Genomic DNA, 15,783 nt, shown 5'->3' with positions numbered 1-15,783 from the left:
GTAAATAAAGATGGCTACCGCCCCAAACATGATTTAAGGTCATATCATCGAAAATAAAGAAGTCTCCCCAACAGTATCCAGGTTGGTTGCGATTTTCGGCAGTACGTGGGTGAGTATTTCTGAGGTTATAGTCTAAGTGATCTAAGACACGACTTAGTAGGTTTGTACTTGCCCCACTTTTAAGAACCAGCATTGTTCCGGGTCTAATATATATATAGGCTTCGATATTATAGATATTTTTGCTATATTCAGTACTGCGATAAACAATAATATGGCTATTACTACGTCCTCTATCATCTTTAGTTGGGCCCGCCATTTCTTTGCTGAGTAACGTACCCTCTGTTTCATGCGGTTGGCTTTTAAATTCTTGAATACGGTTGGCAATAAAATTTTGATATTCAGCATAGCTTTGAATATCGGTATTTATACTGTAAGTACTGCCATTGTAGTTAAAATCATCGATAATGACCGTTGTTTCTTGCGGGACATCAATTTCAATTCGTCCTAAACAGAGCGTTTTAGGTTTATCAAAATTCATAGGTTGAATACCTTTTTGCTGTTTTTGCTCATTTGAACATGCAGTGAGAGAGAGTATTGCCATGAAGCAGAGCGTTAAATCTTTAAGTTTCATCTATTACTCAATCTCATTCGTCAATTTTTCAGCCATTTCAGCAGTTTTTTGAAGTCCAGGCATACGGTATTCTGTATGTCCATAGTCGTGAAGATTCTTCCAACGACCACCCCATGTGAGTCCAACAGACTCTGCAACTTCACCATAAGCCTGATAAGCTTGCCACGTCCAAGGGTCTCTTTCAGAAATTAAGACTTTTCCATCTTTCTTAAAAGCAATATCTGCTGCTAAACCAAATTGATGATAACTCTGATAAGCTTTAGCACGGGTGGTATTCATATTATTTGAAAGCATACTTTGCCTTTCTGGACTACGGTAGCCTTCAAGCAATACCAGCTCGTAGTTATATCTCTCTTTCATAATTTTAAATACCATCAGCAGTCGCTGTTTAAATCGTGGGTTCATATGCTCCCACTTACGATCAATCAGTGTTTTACCTGTCGTAAAGCTGTCAAAAGTGACATGTGCATTTGTATTTTGATAACCTTTTTCAATTTGCATGGCTTGTACAATTGCTGCATCAACCAGTTGATCATCTACTTCTGGTGGTGGAGTAAGCATTTCACCATTGAGTAAAGCATATACTTGAGGGTCTACATTCTTTAAATAGCTTGCTTCGGTATGTATCGTATCTACAGGTCGGGTGATAACAAAAATAAGAATACTGAGAATAAGAAAAAATCCAGCAATTAAAATCCACCATTGTTGCAAATACCAATGGGTTTGAAGCTTATTGGCTGTGGTTGCTTGGTTCAATTGCCCGATAAACTGAAGACATTGTTGATAAATCTTTTTACTCTGAGGTAAAAAATTTAAACCTGTAGAGAAGATTTTTTGTCGAAGATCTGGAAATAACAGTAAGCTAAGAATACAGACCAAAGCAATAAAACTAATAATAATAAATGTAATCATGTGCTTTTTAGACTGAAACAATGATTGATCAAATGGAAAGCTATGAAAAAGAAAGGTATTTTAATGAATACCTTTCTTAAAGTCGGAAATACGTTCATATAGATAAGCTTCATGGCATCTTTCACTATGCCTAAGGAAGACGTATTGTAATATGTGCTTGTTCAACTGGTGTGCTAATGACATTTTGATAAGGCGTTAAAGCACTTGTACTTTGCTTATTTAATGTAAATTTTAGACCTGCAAATGAAAGGATTGAAAATACAAGTAATAAGACCAGTATCCAAATAAATGGAAGCTCATTGTGTAAAATATTTCTTACTTGGTCAGGTAGGGCTGCAAATGGTGAAAACTCATGCTTTTTCCCTCGGAGAAAATCAATTTCGTCCCCAGTTCTAGAAATAAGATGGTTAATACTGTCTTGAGATGCTATGCGGTATTTACCTTGAAAACCAAGCAATAGGCAGTAATGAAATACTTCTAGTGCTTCTAATCTTTCTTTACCATGCATACGTAACTGTTCGAGTATTTCAAAGAAATGTCCTCCAGCAAGTTGATTACCAAAAAATTTAAGTTGTAATGGATCATTTAGCCAGAAGTTTTGTAAGTCAAAAAATGAACTATCCTGTTGAATCGCAATCGTTTCATCAATCAATGCACAAAATGCATATTTAGCATCTTGTATATCTTGGCTTGCATAATCTAGTTTTTTTGCGTGTTGTTCAAATTTTTCAAGTAACTGTATAACCTTGAATCTAAATTGTTCAGGTTGATGTGGTATATAGCCATTTCGAATTAAGAAAACCAGATAAAAACCATCGTAAAGTAAGTCTATTAAATTACGAGAGATGGTAGACGGAATATTCTGAGTATATTCCGTACCCGTACCAATCTGACCATCATCAAACAAGGATGGTGTACTATTTTGCATATTCATCTCTTCCTTTTAGTGATTGGTCACGGCAATCAGTTCTATACTAATGTCGTCAAAACCTTTAGGAACATAAATACAGATAGACTGCGCTGCTAACATGTCTTTATACAATTCATCGTGTGGTTCTATTTCAAAGTAGCTGACGCCTGAACGAACAGGAATCGCTGTAGGAACTTGCACCAAATGATGTAGAGGAATGGCTGGAAGTGCGGCAATAACACGTTTTTCAACATCTGTGGTGTTGCCGACTTTAAAGCGTAAAGGTATGGTGCGAATAAGTTCGTGGGTTTGAATAGCCGTACTTGAAACAGCAATATATAATCTTGAATCTTTGGTAATTTTATCGCTTTCTAAACTACCCACCCAGTAAGATGGTCTATTTTCTTTCAAGGCAATATTTATATAACGACTTGATATAATCGTATCTAATAACTCTCTTAAAATAACATCTAATTGATAAAAACTATTGTGCAATTGATGATGATTATAGTGCGGGAGTTGATCAACCTCATATGCTGTTGTAAAGGTAAGCAAAGAGCCAGTTAGACGTAACAATTCACTAAATAATCGTTCTGGATGGATTTGTGGATTTAATGAAATATGGTTTAACGTTGCGTAGGCTGTATTTAATGCGTTGACCAGCCAAAAAGAAACAATATCTCCAGAACGAAACTCAACAATCTTTTGTTCATTTTCTCTGTTGTTGGTCTGAATGGTTTTAATTTTAGCTTTAATAACATTTAACGTCTTCTTTAAATTGGTTTGAAGGCTGTTATTTGATTTTATATGCAAAATAGGTGGAATAAATGTAGGGTCTAACTCTAAATGGCCACCACTCTGAGGTTTAATTTTACCAATAGGCATATAAATAAAGCCATCAAGTGCTTCACTTGGATGAACATCTATATCAAGTAACTTAAACTCTGCTCGACGACGTAATAAAGTAATCTGCGAAGGTGAAGCATTTGTAAAAATATCGTGCGTATCCGTTAAGTGTGAATAATAACGATGTGGTTGAGTCGTTTCTTCGTAGGCAACATTTTGTTTATTGGCTTGTAAAATAGGCAATGCCAAGTAGATATACATATCCCCTTGTAAATGAAGGTCATCTAATAGTAATGGCTCTGGAAGAAGATCTTGCATAGGTGCAGAATATACCTCCCCGTCTTGCCAAATCATTTCTATACGTTCTAAAGCCAAAATACTTAAATTTAGCTGATTTTGGTCAAATACGAGTGTTTGTATTCCATATGAAAATGGAATAGTTGAACGAATAGTGTAGTTAAGGTGTTGTTCATGATATGTATCTTGAACTTGAAAGTGTTGAGGACGTAAAAATAAACCTTCGCCCCATAAGACTTTTTGCGCTTTAAACATAGCTATAACCAATACAATAATTAATAAGAATCGCGAGGAACATCTAACATATCTTGAAGTGATCCAAGATGATGATCATCTTTAATGACATGGGTGAGCCATTCGTGTAGTGGCATTTTGCTCCATTTAATGGTTTTCTGAAGCATATAGCTCACAGGACTATGAGGCTCATTTGTCTTAAAGTACTCCGCTATTTGTAAAAGCGCGGCAATAGCTTCTTCCCGATTTTCTAAGTGACTTTGTGGTGAAGGTTGAAATGCCCCAAAAGTTGGTTGCTGTTGCGAAATAGCTTGAGGTCTCGCTTCTTCGTTGCCGAAAGTAGGCATATCAGTATTTTCTGTAATGCATTGTGCTTGCATTTGCTCAGTTTTATATACTTTTGAAAGAATTGTTTTGACACTTTCCAATTGGGAGTCGATTTGTGCAAAGCTTGGAGCATCTAAACCCATGAATTGATCAAGAACTGTTTTTAAAGTTTCCCAGTGCTCGAGTGCTTTTAGAAAATCTTGATAATTACTCAGTTGCTCATCGTGTGACATGATAGCCAACGATTTTTCAAATAGCTCTAAGTCTTTGCTATGTTCATCATGTTCAAAGTTGTCGGGATTTTTAAGGAAAGCATTTTGCTGATGCAACATTTTCTCATAATCAATAATTGAGTAAAAAGGTGCTGTATTAACCAAGGGTTGCTTTTTAAATGCTAGTGGAATTTGACTGACAAGCCCTTGTAATAGACCGAGACGTTGATCTAAATCTTCATCTTCAATCAGGGGGTGAATGTTAGACCAATATCGTTCGAGCATTCGATGTGACAACTCAAGGCTTTGCGTAATGCCACTAAATCCGTAAATATTTGCCCAAGCTGAAGAAAGCCAAGTAAGTAGACGAATATCTTTCGTGGTATTGGTCAACAACTCTACAGTTTTTGTGGAAACGAAAGACCAGTCGGCTTGTTTAGGTTCCGCAACCCACTCACCTAAATCAAGTAATGGATCATCTTCTACTTGTGCTTTTTTGAGCTCGTGAAAGTCATTTGAAAAAGAATGATCGTCCCCACATGGGTTTTCAGGAGAAATAGGTTGAAGTAGGGGAGCTAAATCGACATTTTGCATATTATTCATCTCCTACAACTTTACGTTTTACTTTCTTGGCTTGAGACTTTTGTTTAACGTCTAATTTATAGATGATGGTGTCCTCATCTACATCAATTAAAATGGTTTTTGGAAGTTTTTGTTCACTTAAAGCAACTAAAAGTTTAGTTGCAATGGCAGGTAAAACAGATGAGTTTAAAATGTTGTCAATGTTTCTTGCACCACTGTCGACTTCAGTACAGCGACTAAGCAGAAGTTCTGTCAGTTCATCGCTATATTCGACCTGTGTTTGATACTGGCTTTCAATTCGCTGAATAATCTTGTTCAGCTTATGTTCGATAATACGAACCAATAAATCATCGTGTAGTGGGAAGTATGGAACAATTTGCATACGCCCTAAAAATGCAGGTTTAAATTGCTGATATAAATTAGGTTTAAGTTGAGCAATAAGTGTATCTGCATCTGGCCACTCTTCAACAGGCTGATTAATACATGCCTGCATGGTTGTACTTGACCCCACATTTGAGGTTAAAAGAATAATTGTATTTTTGAAATCGATAATACGTCCTTCGCCGTCTTCTAGCGTACCTTTATCAAAGACTTGATAAAATAGCTCTTGAACATCGTTATGAGCCTTTTCAATTTCATCAAGCAAAATAACACTATAAGGATTACGGCGTACTGCTTCTGTAAGAACACCACCTTGACCATATCCAACGTATCCTGGAGGTGAACCTTTTAAAGATGATACAGTATGCGCTTCTTGATACTCAGACATATTAATTGTAATAAGATGAGACTCTCCACCGTAGAGTTCATTGGCTAAAGCAAGTGCTGTTTCTGTTTTTCCTACTCCACTTGGGCCAACCAGTAAAAAGACACCCTGAGGTTTATTAGGATCTTCTAGTTTTGCTCTAGAAGTTTTGATCCCTTGAGCAAGCTTTTCTAAGGCATAGTTTTGCCCCATTACACGTTCTTCTAATTTGTCTTCTAGGGTAAGAATTTGCTTAATTTCATCATTTACCATTTTTCCGACAGGTATTCCTGTCCAGTCTGAAATGATTTGGTTAATAATAGTGCTATTTACACGTTCAAAGACTAAAGGTTCATGCTGTTGTAAGTTTAATGTTTGACGGAGTTGAGCAATTTCTTGACTATGGCTACCATTGACATCGGTTTGTAATTCATTAATTTTATTTAATGTGTCTAGCTCATGTTGCCATTGGCTTCGAGTCGCTTCAATTTCAGTATTTAGTTGTTGAATCTCAGATTCAATGTTTTTAATACGATCATTATGAATCGGATTTTGTTTTTGCTCATCTTGCAAAATTTGAAGCTCTAAGCCCAAATTATGTAATTTTGCATGAAGTTGATCAAGCTTTGCGGGTTGAGCATTTTGTGATAATGCAACACGGGCAGCAGCAGTATCTAATACACTAATCGCTTTGTCGGGAAGTTGACGACCTGTAATATAGCGTTTAGATGATTTAACAGCAGTAATAATCGCATCATCATCAATTTTAATATTAAAGTGTTGTTCCATGACTGGGATCATGGCGCGTAGCATATCAATTGCAACGTCTTCAGAAGGCTCTTCAACTTTGACAACTTGGAAACGTCTACTTAAAGCAGCATCTTTTTCAAAGTATTGCTTGTATTCAGCCCAAGTTGTGGCTGCAATCGTTCTTAGCTCACCACGTGCAAGTGCTGGTTTAAGTAAATTAGCAGCATCATTTTGTCCTGCTTGTCCACCTGCACCAATAAGGGTATGTGCTTCATCAATAAATAGAATAATAGGATATTCAGCACTTTGTACTTCTTGAATAATTTGTTTCAGCCTATTTTCAAACTCACCTTTTACACTTGCACCTGCTTGTAATAGCCCTAAATCTAATGTGTGTAACTGAACATTTTTTAATGCATCAGGCACGTCATTGTGAGCAATTTTTAATGCAAGACCTTCGACAACTGCAGTTTTACCCACACCCGGTTCACCAGTAAGGATAGGATTATTCTGACGACGACGCATTAGAATATCTAGCATTAAACGTACTTCATACTCACGACCAATAACAGGGTCAATGCCACCATCTTGTGCTTTTTTAGTAAGATTAATGGTGTATTTAGCCAAAGCAGAAGCATCTACGTGATGCTGATTTTTAGGTTCTGTTGATAACTCTTGTTCAGGCGAATGAATGTCTTCAGTACTTCCTTTACATACTTCGATAAAAGTATGCTTAATCGTATCGATAGGAATGTTTTGAAAAAGCTTAGATGCTCTTATAGCAATTTGATAAAGATCATCGGCTGTAAGCAGAGCGATGAGTAAATGACTACTACGTATAATAGGATTTTGATCTGCCGAGGCAATTAACCAAGCTTGTTCTAATAAACGAATAATAGAGGTTGCAAAAATAGGGGTTCTGGTATTGCCTTTGGGTAAACCAGAAATACTTTGATGAATGTCATTGAGTAGTGCATTTGAAGAAACTTTAGATTTTGTAAGTAATAAATGTAGGTCAATAGATGTGTCTCGAAGCAACTCACAAAAGAGATGTTCAATTTCAATTTCAAAATTTTGTTGTGATATACAATAGTTGGCTGACTTTTCTAAAGCTGCACGTGTTGGTGCAGATAGCTTTGTAATTAAAACTTTTAAACTGTTCACATCAATTCCCACTGAAATCTAAAGCACTTGCGCTGGTTAATTTAATCTGCTGCATGAAATTTCATTTATTCACTACATAAAAAATGAATCACGTAATAAATAAAATATATATATTGTGTTTTATTTTACATTAAAATTGTTTAAAAGTGTGATAAAATAAATTAAAATGTGAACAAATTGGCATTTTTGTTGGTTTTATATATTTTGTGTCATTTCCTGTAAGGCGTTCTTTTAGGGAAGTTGGCAATCGTTCTGATGTTGTCACTATAGGTATGGGGAATTACCTTGAAAAAAGCATTTATTTTATCTTTATTTGCCGTCGGATGCATGGGAATGACCTGTGTTCATGCAGAAGACAATACTGAAATCACCTTAAAAAGAAAATGTCTGAAAAATAATCCTTTAGTTGTTGGGGAAACAGATCAAATCTTATTAGGTAAGTATGTTCAGGTCTGTGACAAAAATAATGAAGACCAGAAAAATGCCTATTTAGTACTGGCGGCAGAGCGTTTCTATCAAATTGGTAAAGCGTTCAAAGCATTGGAATTGGTGAACTATTTAGAGTCTCTACATGTCCATAGCAATACGTTAACAGATGTTAAATTTTTGGCTGCTACAAAAATTGCAAATGACTCTATTCAGCAGATGAGAAGCCAAGAGATGCGATACCTTGCATCAGAATCAACTTATCCAGCTGGAAAAGAGTTAGTTGCTAGCATTAATGCAGCCAAGCCTGCTTCTGTATTAAAGGAAGAAGTAAAGTCTGATGCAAAACCTGTGGTAAGACAGAAAAGACAAGAAACGCATATTGCTAAACCAGTGAAAGTTAAGCTAGTTACTACTAAACCAGTCGATTCACAACCTGCTTTACCAAGCAGTAATCCATTCGCAACACTAAATTAAAGCTGGGGAGTTAAACGTGGCTAAAAGAGAAAGTGCTCAAAAGAAATTACAACGAGTTCGACCACCTCGAGTACAACTGACATATGACGTGGAAGTTGGAGATGGCAAAGAAGTCAAAGAATTACCTTTTGTCGTAGGGGTAATGGGAGACTTTTCTGCAGCATCACAAGTTGAAAAGACGAAGCTCAAAGATAAAAAGTTTATTAATGTAGATCTAGAAAATATTGATGAGGTAATGACCTCTTTAGCACCACGCGCTGCATTTCGTGTAGAAAATACCATTTCTGAAGAAGGTGGTTCGATGGGCGTCGATTTAACATTTAAATCGATGGATGACTTTAGACCAGAGAATATTGCACAGCAAGTTGATCCATTAAAAAAACTTGTAGATGCACGTGAAAAATTAACGGATTTGCGTAATAAAATTTCGAACAGTGAAAAGCTTGAAGACTTGTTGGATGATGTTCTTAAAAACACTGCACAGCTACAGCAGTTAAGCAAAGAAGCTGGAGTAGACGATGAGTAATACATCATTAAGCGAAAATACTGCGAATTATCAAGAGAGTACTAATTTATTAGACTCAATCGTAGAGCAAAGCCGTATTGCACGTAGTGATGAAGAGCATACACGTGCAAAAAGTTTGATTGGTGAACTTGCTAAAGAAGTCATGGCAGGTACGGTAACAATTTCCGATAACATGACGCTTGCATTAGATAAGCGTATTGCTGAAATTGATGCAATGATCTCAAAACAATTAAGTAAGATCATGCATAACCCTGAATTTCAAAAGGTTGAGTCTACGTGGCGTGGTTTATATTATTTCTGTCAAGAGTCACCTTCGAATCCTTTAATTAAAATTCGTATTTTAAATACAACGAAAAAAGAGTTAATTAAAGATTTTCAAAGTGCAACTGACTTTGACCAAAGTACTTTATTTAAAAAAGTATATGAAGAGGAGTACGGGTCATTTGGTGGTGCGCCTTATGCGACACTTATAGGAGACTTTGAGTTCGATCGCACACCTGCAGATATTTATCTACTTGAGCAAATGTCACATGTAGCTGCTGCTGCACATGCACCATTTATTTCTGCTGCGAGTCCTAACATTTTAGGCTTAGAGTCTTTTACAGATATCGATCGTCCACGTGATGTATCTAAAATCTTTGAAACTGCTGAATATGTACAGTGGCGTTCTTTCAGAGAAAGTGATGATTCTCGTTATGTGGCCTTAGCAATGCCAAGAGTACTCGGTCGTTTACCTTACGATCCGAAAGATGGTATTCAAACAGACGGATTCAATTTCGTCGAGCAAGTTTCAGGTCAAAACCATGATGAATACTTGTGGATGAATGCGGCATATGCCTTTGGAACACGACTCACTGATGCCTTCGATAAACATGGATGGTGTGCTGCTATTCGTGGTGTTGAGGGTGGTGGACTGGTTGAAGGTTTACCAGTACATACATTTAAAACAAGCGATGGGGAAGTTGCTTTTAAATGTCCAACCGAAGTTGCGATTACTGATCGTCGTGAGAAAGAACTGAGTGATTTAGGCTTTATTCCTTTAGTACATTGTAAAAATACAGATTATGCCGCGTTCTTTGGCGCTCAATCGACTCAAAAAGCAAAAAAATATGACAATGATGCTGCGAATGCAAATTCAGCATTGTCAAGCCAAATTCAATACATTATGGCAGTTTCTCGTATTGCTCATTATTTAAAAGCTATGATGCGAGATAAAGTGGGAAGCTTTGCATCTGCTGGAAATGTTGAAGCATTCTTAAATGAATGGCTTGCACAATACGTACTTTTAGATGATGGCGCATCCCAAGAAGCAAAAGCACAATTTCCGTTACGTGAAGCATCTGTAAAAGTAGTAGAAAATCCGGCAGAGCCTGGTCACTACAAGTCTGTTGTATTTTTAAGACCGCATTTCCAGTTGGATGAACTCTCTGTTTCATTAAGACTTGTTACCGAGTTACCTCAGTCTTCTAACTAATAGAAGGTAACATTTTTTTTGTTATAAAAGGCAATTGATATGAAAGATATATATATTGAATTTCGTGGAAAATATAAAGTTGACGGTGAGTCAAGAGATTCTGAGCACAAAGGTTGGTTGGAAGTAAATTCTTGGGCTCATAACATTCGTCAGCCTAAATCAGCAACATCATCGAGTGTAGGTGGTCATACTGCTGAACGTGTAGAACATTCAGATATGGTGTTTGTAAAAGATTTAGATGCAACAAGTCCTAAGCTATGGGAAGCATGCTCTGCAGGTTATACATTCGACGAAGTTCAAATCGATTTTTATCGTGCAAATGGCGATAAGCGTATTAAATATCTTCAAATTAAACTCAAGCACGTTCTTGTTTCAAGTGTGAACCCTGTTGTAGACAAAGAAGGGGTTCCAACAGAGTCATTTGGACTGAAATATGCTGCGGTTGAATGGACATATAACCAGCAAGATATTAATGGTACAGCGAAAGGAGCGGTAACGAAGAAGTGGTCGCTTTCAAATAATACAGCATCTTACGCTGCATAATGATGAGACAGCAAATCGGGAACAATTCGTTGTTTTCGGTTTGCTCTTTTTTAGAATTTAAAATGAACTCAGATCAATTATTTCCATTTGGATTTAGACCAACTTTGTTTGACCGATTAATTCCTCAAACGGATGAACTTCATGGTCTATCTTTACAAGAGCTTAGAGAGTCGATTGCTACAGATTTGGAAGACTTATTAAATAATCGCATGATTAGATTAAGTCAGGATCTTGAAGATTTTCCATTAGCAAAATCATCAATAGCTCAATTTGGCATTATTGACTTTGTGGGGCTGTCTACTGCCAATCCAAAAGATAGAGACAAAATTTGTTTGTCTATTGAAGAATCTATTGCTGCACACGAGCCGAGATTACGTAATATTCAGGTTGAAATGCTAATGGACAGAAATAATGTAGGTTCATTATGTTTAAGTATTCAGGCATATCTGAATGTACATCCATTGTGCGAACCCATTGTTTTTGATGCATTACTAAATGCTGTTACTCAACAATATGTAATTTCTGCGAAAGGATAATACAGGAAAAAACATGATTGAAGATTTATTGCCTTATTATGAAAAGCAGTTACAAGAGTTTGGCCAACAATCAAGAGTATTTGCTGAAAAATATCCTAAAATTGCTCAAAGGCTATCTTTAAATCAAGAGCAAATAGATGATCCGCATATTGAAAGGCTCATTCAGTCTTTCTCATTAATTGCAGCAAGAATGGATAAGAAACTTGCTGACAGTTATGACATGTTTACGAAGTCTTTGTTTGAAATTATGTTTCCTCAATATTTGAGACATTTTCCTTCATGCAGTATTGTAAGTTTTGAAGATAAAAATAAAATAAAACAGCTGACAGAAGCCAGCGAAATACCAGCAAAGACTTTATTGAAGTCAAGAAGCTTAAATGGAATACAGTGTGAGTTTATTACCAGTACACAGGTAGATTTACTGCCTGTTCAATTAAATACAATTCAGTTTAGTACGAACCCTGGACAGCATAGAACGGCCGAACATAATGCAACGCTTACTTTAGGGTTTGAATTATTTAATCAGCCCCATATTTGGCTAGAAGAAAAGAAATTACCTATTTACTTAGATACGATTTCTAATTTTGCCTTGCATGTGCTTGACGGTATATTCCGTACAGGTACGCATTTTAGCTTAAAAATAGATCACAAAATTATTTCAATTCAAAACCCATTTGAAGTCATGGGTTTTTCAGAGTCAGAAAGCTTATTGCCTGTCGACCAATATACGCATCATGCATATAGATTGTTAATGGAGTATTTTTGCTTTCCTGAAAAGTTTAATTACATCAATATGAACCTAGATTTTTTAAAAAATCTACCACTAGGTAAGAGTTCTTTTCAAATACAAATTCATTTAAATCTTAATTTGAATGACGAGGCGATTGTTCATAGTTACTCAGATTTAAGTACGGAAAACTTTAAGTTATTTACCACACCAATTGTCAATTTATTCGAGAAAAAGGCTGAACCTCAGAAGATTAATCATAAAAAATTAGAATATCCATTAGTTACGGATGTTCATCACCCAGAATGTTATAAATTATATTCTGTTTTAAATATGACGATGATTCGCGAGAAAACGAATAAAAATGAAGTTGCTTTACCAGTATTACCATTTTTTGCACTAAGTCATTATGCCGACGACGGTAATCAGTTTTTTTATACGCTCAACCAAAAACAAAGTTATGGTAAAAAAATTGAAAATACGTACTCAATTATCTCAAAACAACTTAATCCAGATGAGGTAAGGTCTGATTTTATGAGTGCAACTTTACTGTGCTCGAATGGTGACTTACCACATGAGGTTTTAGTTGCAAGTAACAATATTTTTAATTTGAATGATACTGCAATTGCACGCCGTGCTTTTGCCTTAAAAAGACCTTCAAAAACACATCATTTTCAACAAACTAAACAAGAGCAGTGGCGTGTCATTTCCCATTTATCTTTAAATATGTTGGCGATTATGGGAGATAACGCTACTAATCAAATTAAAGAGTTACTACAACTTTATAATTTGCCTAAGACACAGGATAACTTTTTACTCATAGATTCGATTAAAAGTACCGAATTTAAAACTACCAGTCGAATGATGGGTGCAAATCCCTTTCCAATATTTGTTCGTGGAATTAAAGCATGTATTACCGTCGATGCATCTGTATTTAGAGGACATAGTCTCTATATTTTTAGTCAGCTTTTAAGTGAGATTTTTAATTTAAAAGTACAGATGAACAGCTTCGTTGAAGTTGTGGTGATTGATCAGAATTCTAGTCAGGAGTTATACCAATGCATACAGAGCGCTGGTGGCAAGAATCTTCTGTAATTGATGAATTATTTCATCACTCAACCAGTTTTGAGTTAATACAGTCTGTACGATTAATGAGAAATACTCCCTATGTGAAACAACATAGGTTTTGGGCAGATGCATTTCAATTTGAAAGCTCATTGAATTTGAAATTTCCGACTTCAGAAATTGAAAGTTTAAAAATTTCCGATTCTAAAATTGAGCTTATCAATCTTATGGTGGGCTTAACAGGTATACAGGGCGCTTTTCCTTATGTTTATACAAATAAGATTAGACAGGCTCCTCGAGCGTATCGAAATGAAGCACAAAAGTTTATCGGATTATTTAACCATAAGTTGGTATCACAATATATTGATGCAAGTTTGGCATATAACTTACCTATAAAATATGAGATTAATGAAGAAAATCATTATCTTGATATTGTACATGCATTAAATGGTTATACCGTAAAAGATGAAGATAAGAAAACTCAATTTGAGCATTATTTTGCTGAATTTTCAGGGTTAATGCAGGGACAGAATAATAACTCACATGCACTGAATAAGGTTCTAAAAGCTATTTTTCATCCATCTATAGATGTGAAAGAGTTTGTAGAAGAGCAGTTTCAGTTAGAAAAAGATCAAAGAACCATACTTAGTTCTAAAAATAGCCATATGCAATTAGGCGTGAATACATTTTGTGGTGAATACATTACCCAAATTGGCGATAAGGTTGAAATTACGATTGGACCTTTGAGCTATGAAGATTATTTAGATTATCTCCCGTCTAAAGCACAGAGTCTAAAACTTAAAAGTATTTTACAGCAGTGGTGTAGTCCAACGTTGAAGGTAGATCTTCGACTGATTTTAGACCAACAGTCGATTAAACCACTGCAATTGAATATGACGGATTCGATTGGCTTAGGTTGGGGAGCTTCCTTAATGGCAGATCATTTTTCTGACAATGAGGAAAAATGTTATACCTTGTTGGGTGATGTTGAATGTTAAAAATTATTTTAAGTACGGTATTAAGTATTTTTACGGCCACAGCACTACTTATGGTGTTTTACTGGAGGGATTTGCATTTTGATCCGACAGCAAAAGATATTCTTATTTATTTTCTATGGATACCTTTAGGTATTTCATGTTTGGTCTTAATGCCTTATTTGGCTTGGAAATGGTATCAACATAAGAAGCAAAAAGAAGAAATCGCTCAGAATGAGGCGCAAAATGCAGTTGAAGCCAATGAACCATTGCCTAAAACAGAAGTAGAGCAAATCGAGTTAAATATATATTCAGCTTCACTTCTCAGCCAATTGGGAAGTAATGAAGAATTAGTCGCAAAAATAGCTAAAGGTGTAGCACCAGATTTAGATAAAGATCTTATTGGACACGATGGAGAACGTTTACTCAGTTACCGTATAGATGAAACATATTTTGAAGATGTCGCTGAACAACATTTAGATGTTTTACCTTTACAAGTTAGAATGATGAATCTAATCACTGCGCATTTCAAAGAAAATCGTAATATATTTTCTTCAATTGCAAAACAATTGAAGGAGTCTGCACTTTTTTATGATACTCAATTGGCATATCAATACAAAATGCATCCTGCTTGGATCGGTGAAGACTATGATGCTTCCGAAGATATTGAAGAGCCTATCGCAGAAAAAGTCCAAAAATTAGATCAATTAAACTTATTGATACTTCTTCCATCAACACTTCAACATTCGTGGAATGAGCTCGCAACAACGGAAATGTGTGAAAGCTATTTAGACGAGTTGGGTATCTTATCTGAACAAATCAATATTGAGTATCACTATTGCAGTGAACGCTCTGCTTATCACAACCTAGTGGAATTATGCCAATCAAACACACAAGATTTAAGTGAGATTTCTTTTATTTTGGCTGTAGAGTCTGAGATTGATCAAGACACATTGGATGGAGTAATGTCTGTTGGTGCAGATTACATACCATCTGAGTTTATTGGAAGTTGTTGTATATCTTCTGCGTCAATAGTATTTGAAAATATCCCAGTTTTAAAGCAAGTCTTTATTCAGCTTGAGCAAAAAGACTTGGCTCAAACATTAAGTACATTTCATCTTACTGATTTATCTCAGTATGAAGAGGATGAACCTTTTGTAATTATCCCTGATGATATGAGAACACCTAAGGCCAATAAAAAAGTCATTAAGAACTTTGAAAGTACGCCTATTGAGATTCATCATTTGATCTATACCAGATTCAGCTTAGGCAGTACTGAGCAACTATCAAAAGTTTTTGGATTTCTCGCGGGGTTACACATACCTCATACCCTTACTGGTTTTTTTTACAGTCTAGATCTGCCAGAGGTTCAGGTTGTGATTAAACCAAAACCTGAAGACGATCACGAACATATTTAACCCAATT

13 protein-coding genes and 1 pseudogene are annotated in these 15,783 nt (G+C 35.8%); 8 read left to right on the top strand and 6 right to left on the bottom strand.

The window, feature by feature from the left end; all coding sequences use genetic code 11:
• From I2F23_RS09615 to tssH, 6 genes and pseudogenes are all read right to left on the bottom strand, one after another.
• Positions 1 to 631: pseudogene (locus tag I2F23_RS09615) on the bottom strand (T6SS immunity protein Tli4 family protein); the annotation flags it as partial.
• A 3-nt stretch (positions 632 to 634) separates the two neighbouring features.
• Complete coding sequence (locus I2F23_RS09610) at positions 635 to 1,543, bottom strand: M15 family metallopeptidase (RefSeq protein ID WP_195772385.1); 909 nt, start codon at positions 1,541 to 1,543, stop codon at positions 635 to 637.
• Between the two features lie 130 nt (positions 1,544 to 1,673).
• Positions 1,674 to 2,477 carry a type IVB secretion system protein IcmH/DotU gene (icmH, locus tag I2F23_RS09605; RefSeq protein ID WP_195772384.1) on the bottom strand — a complete coding sequence of 268 codons (804 nt, stop codon included), beginning with the start codon at positions 2,475 to 2,477 and terminating at the stop codon, positions 1,674 to 1,676.
• Positions 2,478 to 2,486: 9 nt separating this feature from the next.
• Entirely contained in the window at positions 2,487 to 3,851 is a 1,365-nt protein-coding gene (gene tssK, locus I2F23_RS09600; RefSeq protein ID WP_195772383.1) for a type VI secretion system baseplate subunit TssK, read from the bottom strand.
• A 20-nt stretch (positions 3,852 to 3,871) separates the two neighbouring features.
• Positions 3,872 to 4,963 (bottom strand): type VI secretion system protein TssA, encoded by a 1,092-nt coding sequence (gene tssA, locus I2F23_RS09595; RefSeq protein WP_195772382.1) that lies wholly within the window; start codon positions 4,961 to 4,963, stop codon positions 3,872 to 3,874.
• A 1-nt stretch (position 4,964) separates the two neighbouring features.
• Positions 4,965 to 7,610, bottom strand: a complete 2,646-nt coding sequence (tssH, locus tag I2F23_RS09590) for a type VI secretion system ATPase TssH (RefSeq protein ID WP_195772381.1) — start codon at positions 7,608 to 7,610, stop codon at positions 4,965 to 4,967.
• A gap of 285 nt (positions 7,611 to 7,895) precedes the next feature.
• Between tssH and I2F23_RS09585 the strand changes: the two genes are divergently transcribed.
• The 8 genes from I2F23_RS09585 to I2F23_RS09550 all read left to right on the top strand — a co-directional run bounded on the left by I2F23_RS09585 (position 7,896) and on the right by I2F23_RS09550 (position 15,776).
• Positions 7,896 to 8,513: a hypothetical protein gene (locus tag I2F23_RS09585; RefSeq protein WP_195772380.1), complete on the top strand. Its 618-nt coding sequence runs from the start codon at positions 7,896 to 7,898 to the stop codon at positions 8,511 to 8,513.
• 16 nt (positions 8,514 to 8,529) lie between these two features.
• On the top strand, positions 8,530 to 9,039 hold the full coding sequence (gene tssB, locus I2F23_RS09580) for a type VI secretion system contractile sheath small subunit (RefSeq protein ID WP_195772379.1): 510 nt from the start codon (positions 8,530 to 8,532) through the stop codon (positions 9,037 to 9,039).
• The gene (gene tssC / locus I2F23_RS09575) at positions 9,032 to 10,513 is read left to right on the top strand and encodes a type VI secretion system contractile sheath large subunit (RefSeq protein ID WP_195772378.1); all 1,482 of its coding nucleotides are present in this window, start codon (positions 9,032 to 9,034) and stop codon (positions 10,511 to 10,513) included. The genes tssB and tssC overlap by 8 nt, the downstream gene beginning before the upstream one ends.
• A gap of 39 nt (positions 10,514 to 10,552) precedes the next feature.
• Positions 10,553 to 11,056: an Hcp family type VI secretion system effector gene (locus I2F23_RS09570; RefSeq protein WP_195772377.1), complete on the top strand. Its 504-nt coding sequence runs from the start codon at positions 10,553 to 10,555 to the stop codon at positions 11,054 to 11,056.
• A gap of 62 nt (positions 11,057 to 11,118) precedes the next feature.
• Positions 11,119 to 11,592 (top strand): type VI secretion system baseplate subunit TssE, encoded by a 474-nt coding sequence (tssE, locus tag I2F23_RS09565; protein ID WP_195772376.1) that lies wholly within the window; start codon positions 11,119 to 11,121, stop codon positions 11,590 to 11,592.
• 13 nt (positions 11,593 to 11,605) lie between these two features.
• Complete coding sequence (tssF, locus tag I2F23_RS09560; RefSeq protein ID WP_195772375.1) at positions 11,606 to 13,414, top strand: type VI secretion system baseplate subunit TssF; 1,809 nt, start codon at positions 11,606 to 11,608, stop codon at positions 13,412 to 13,414.
• Positions 13,378 to 14,382, top strand: a complete 1,005-nt coding sequence (gene tssG / locus I2F23_RS09555; protein WP_195772374.1) for a type VI secretion system baseplate subunit TssG — start codon at positions 13,378 to 13,380, stop codon at positions 14,380 to 14,382. The genes tssF and tssG overlap by 37 nt, the downstream gene beginning before the upstream one ends.
• Positions 14,376 to 15,776, top strand: a complete 1,401-nt coding sequence (locus I2F23_RS09550) for a hypothetical protein (RefSeq protein WP_195772373.1) — start codon at positions 14,376 to 14,378, stop codon at positions 15,774 to 15,776. Before tssG ends, I2F23_RS09550 begins: the two co-directional genes overlap by 7 nt.
• Positions 15,777 to 15,783 lie beyond the last annotated feature (7 nt).

Origin of the sequence: Acinetobacter pollinis, from assembly GCF_015627175.1 — a bacterium.
Classification (GTDB): Bacteria; Pseudomonadota; Gammaproteobacteria; order Pseudomonadales; family Moraxellaceae; genus Acinetobacter; species Acinetobacter pollinis.
The sequence above is the reverse complement of the archived record's forward strand: the minus strand, read 5'-3'. Positions and strand labels throughout refer to the sequence as shown.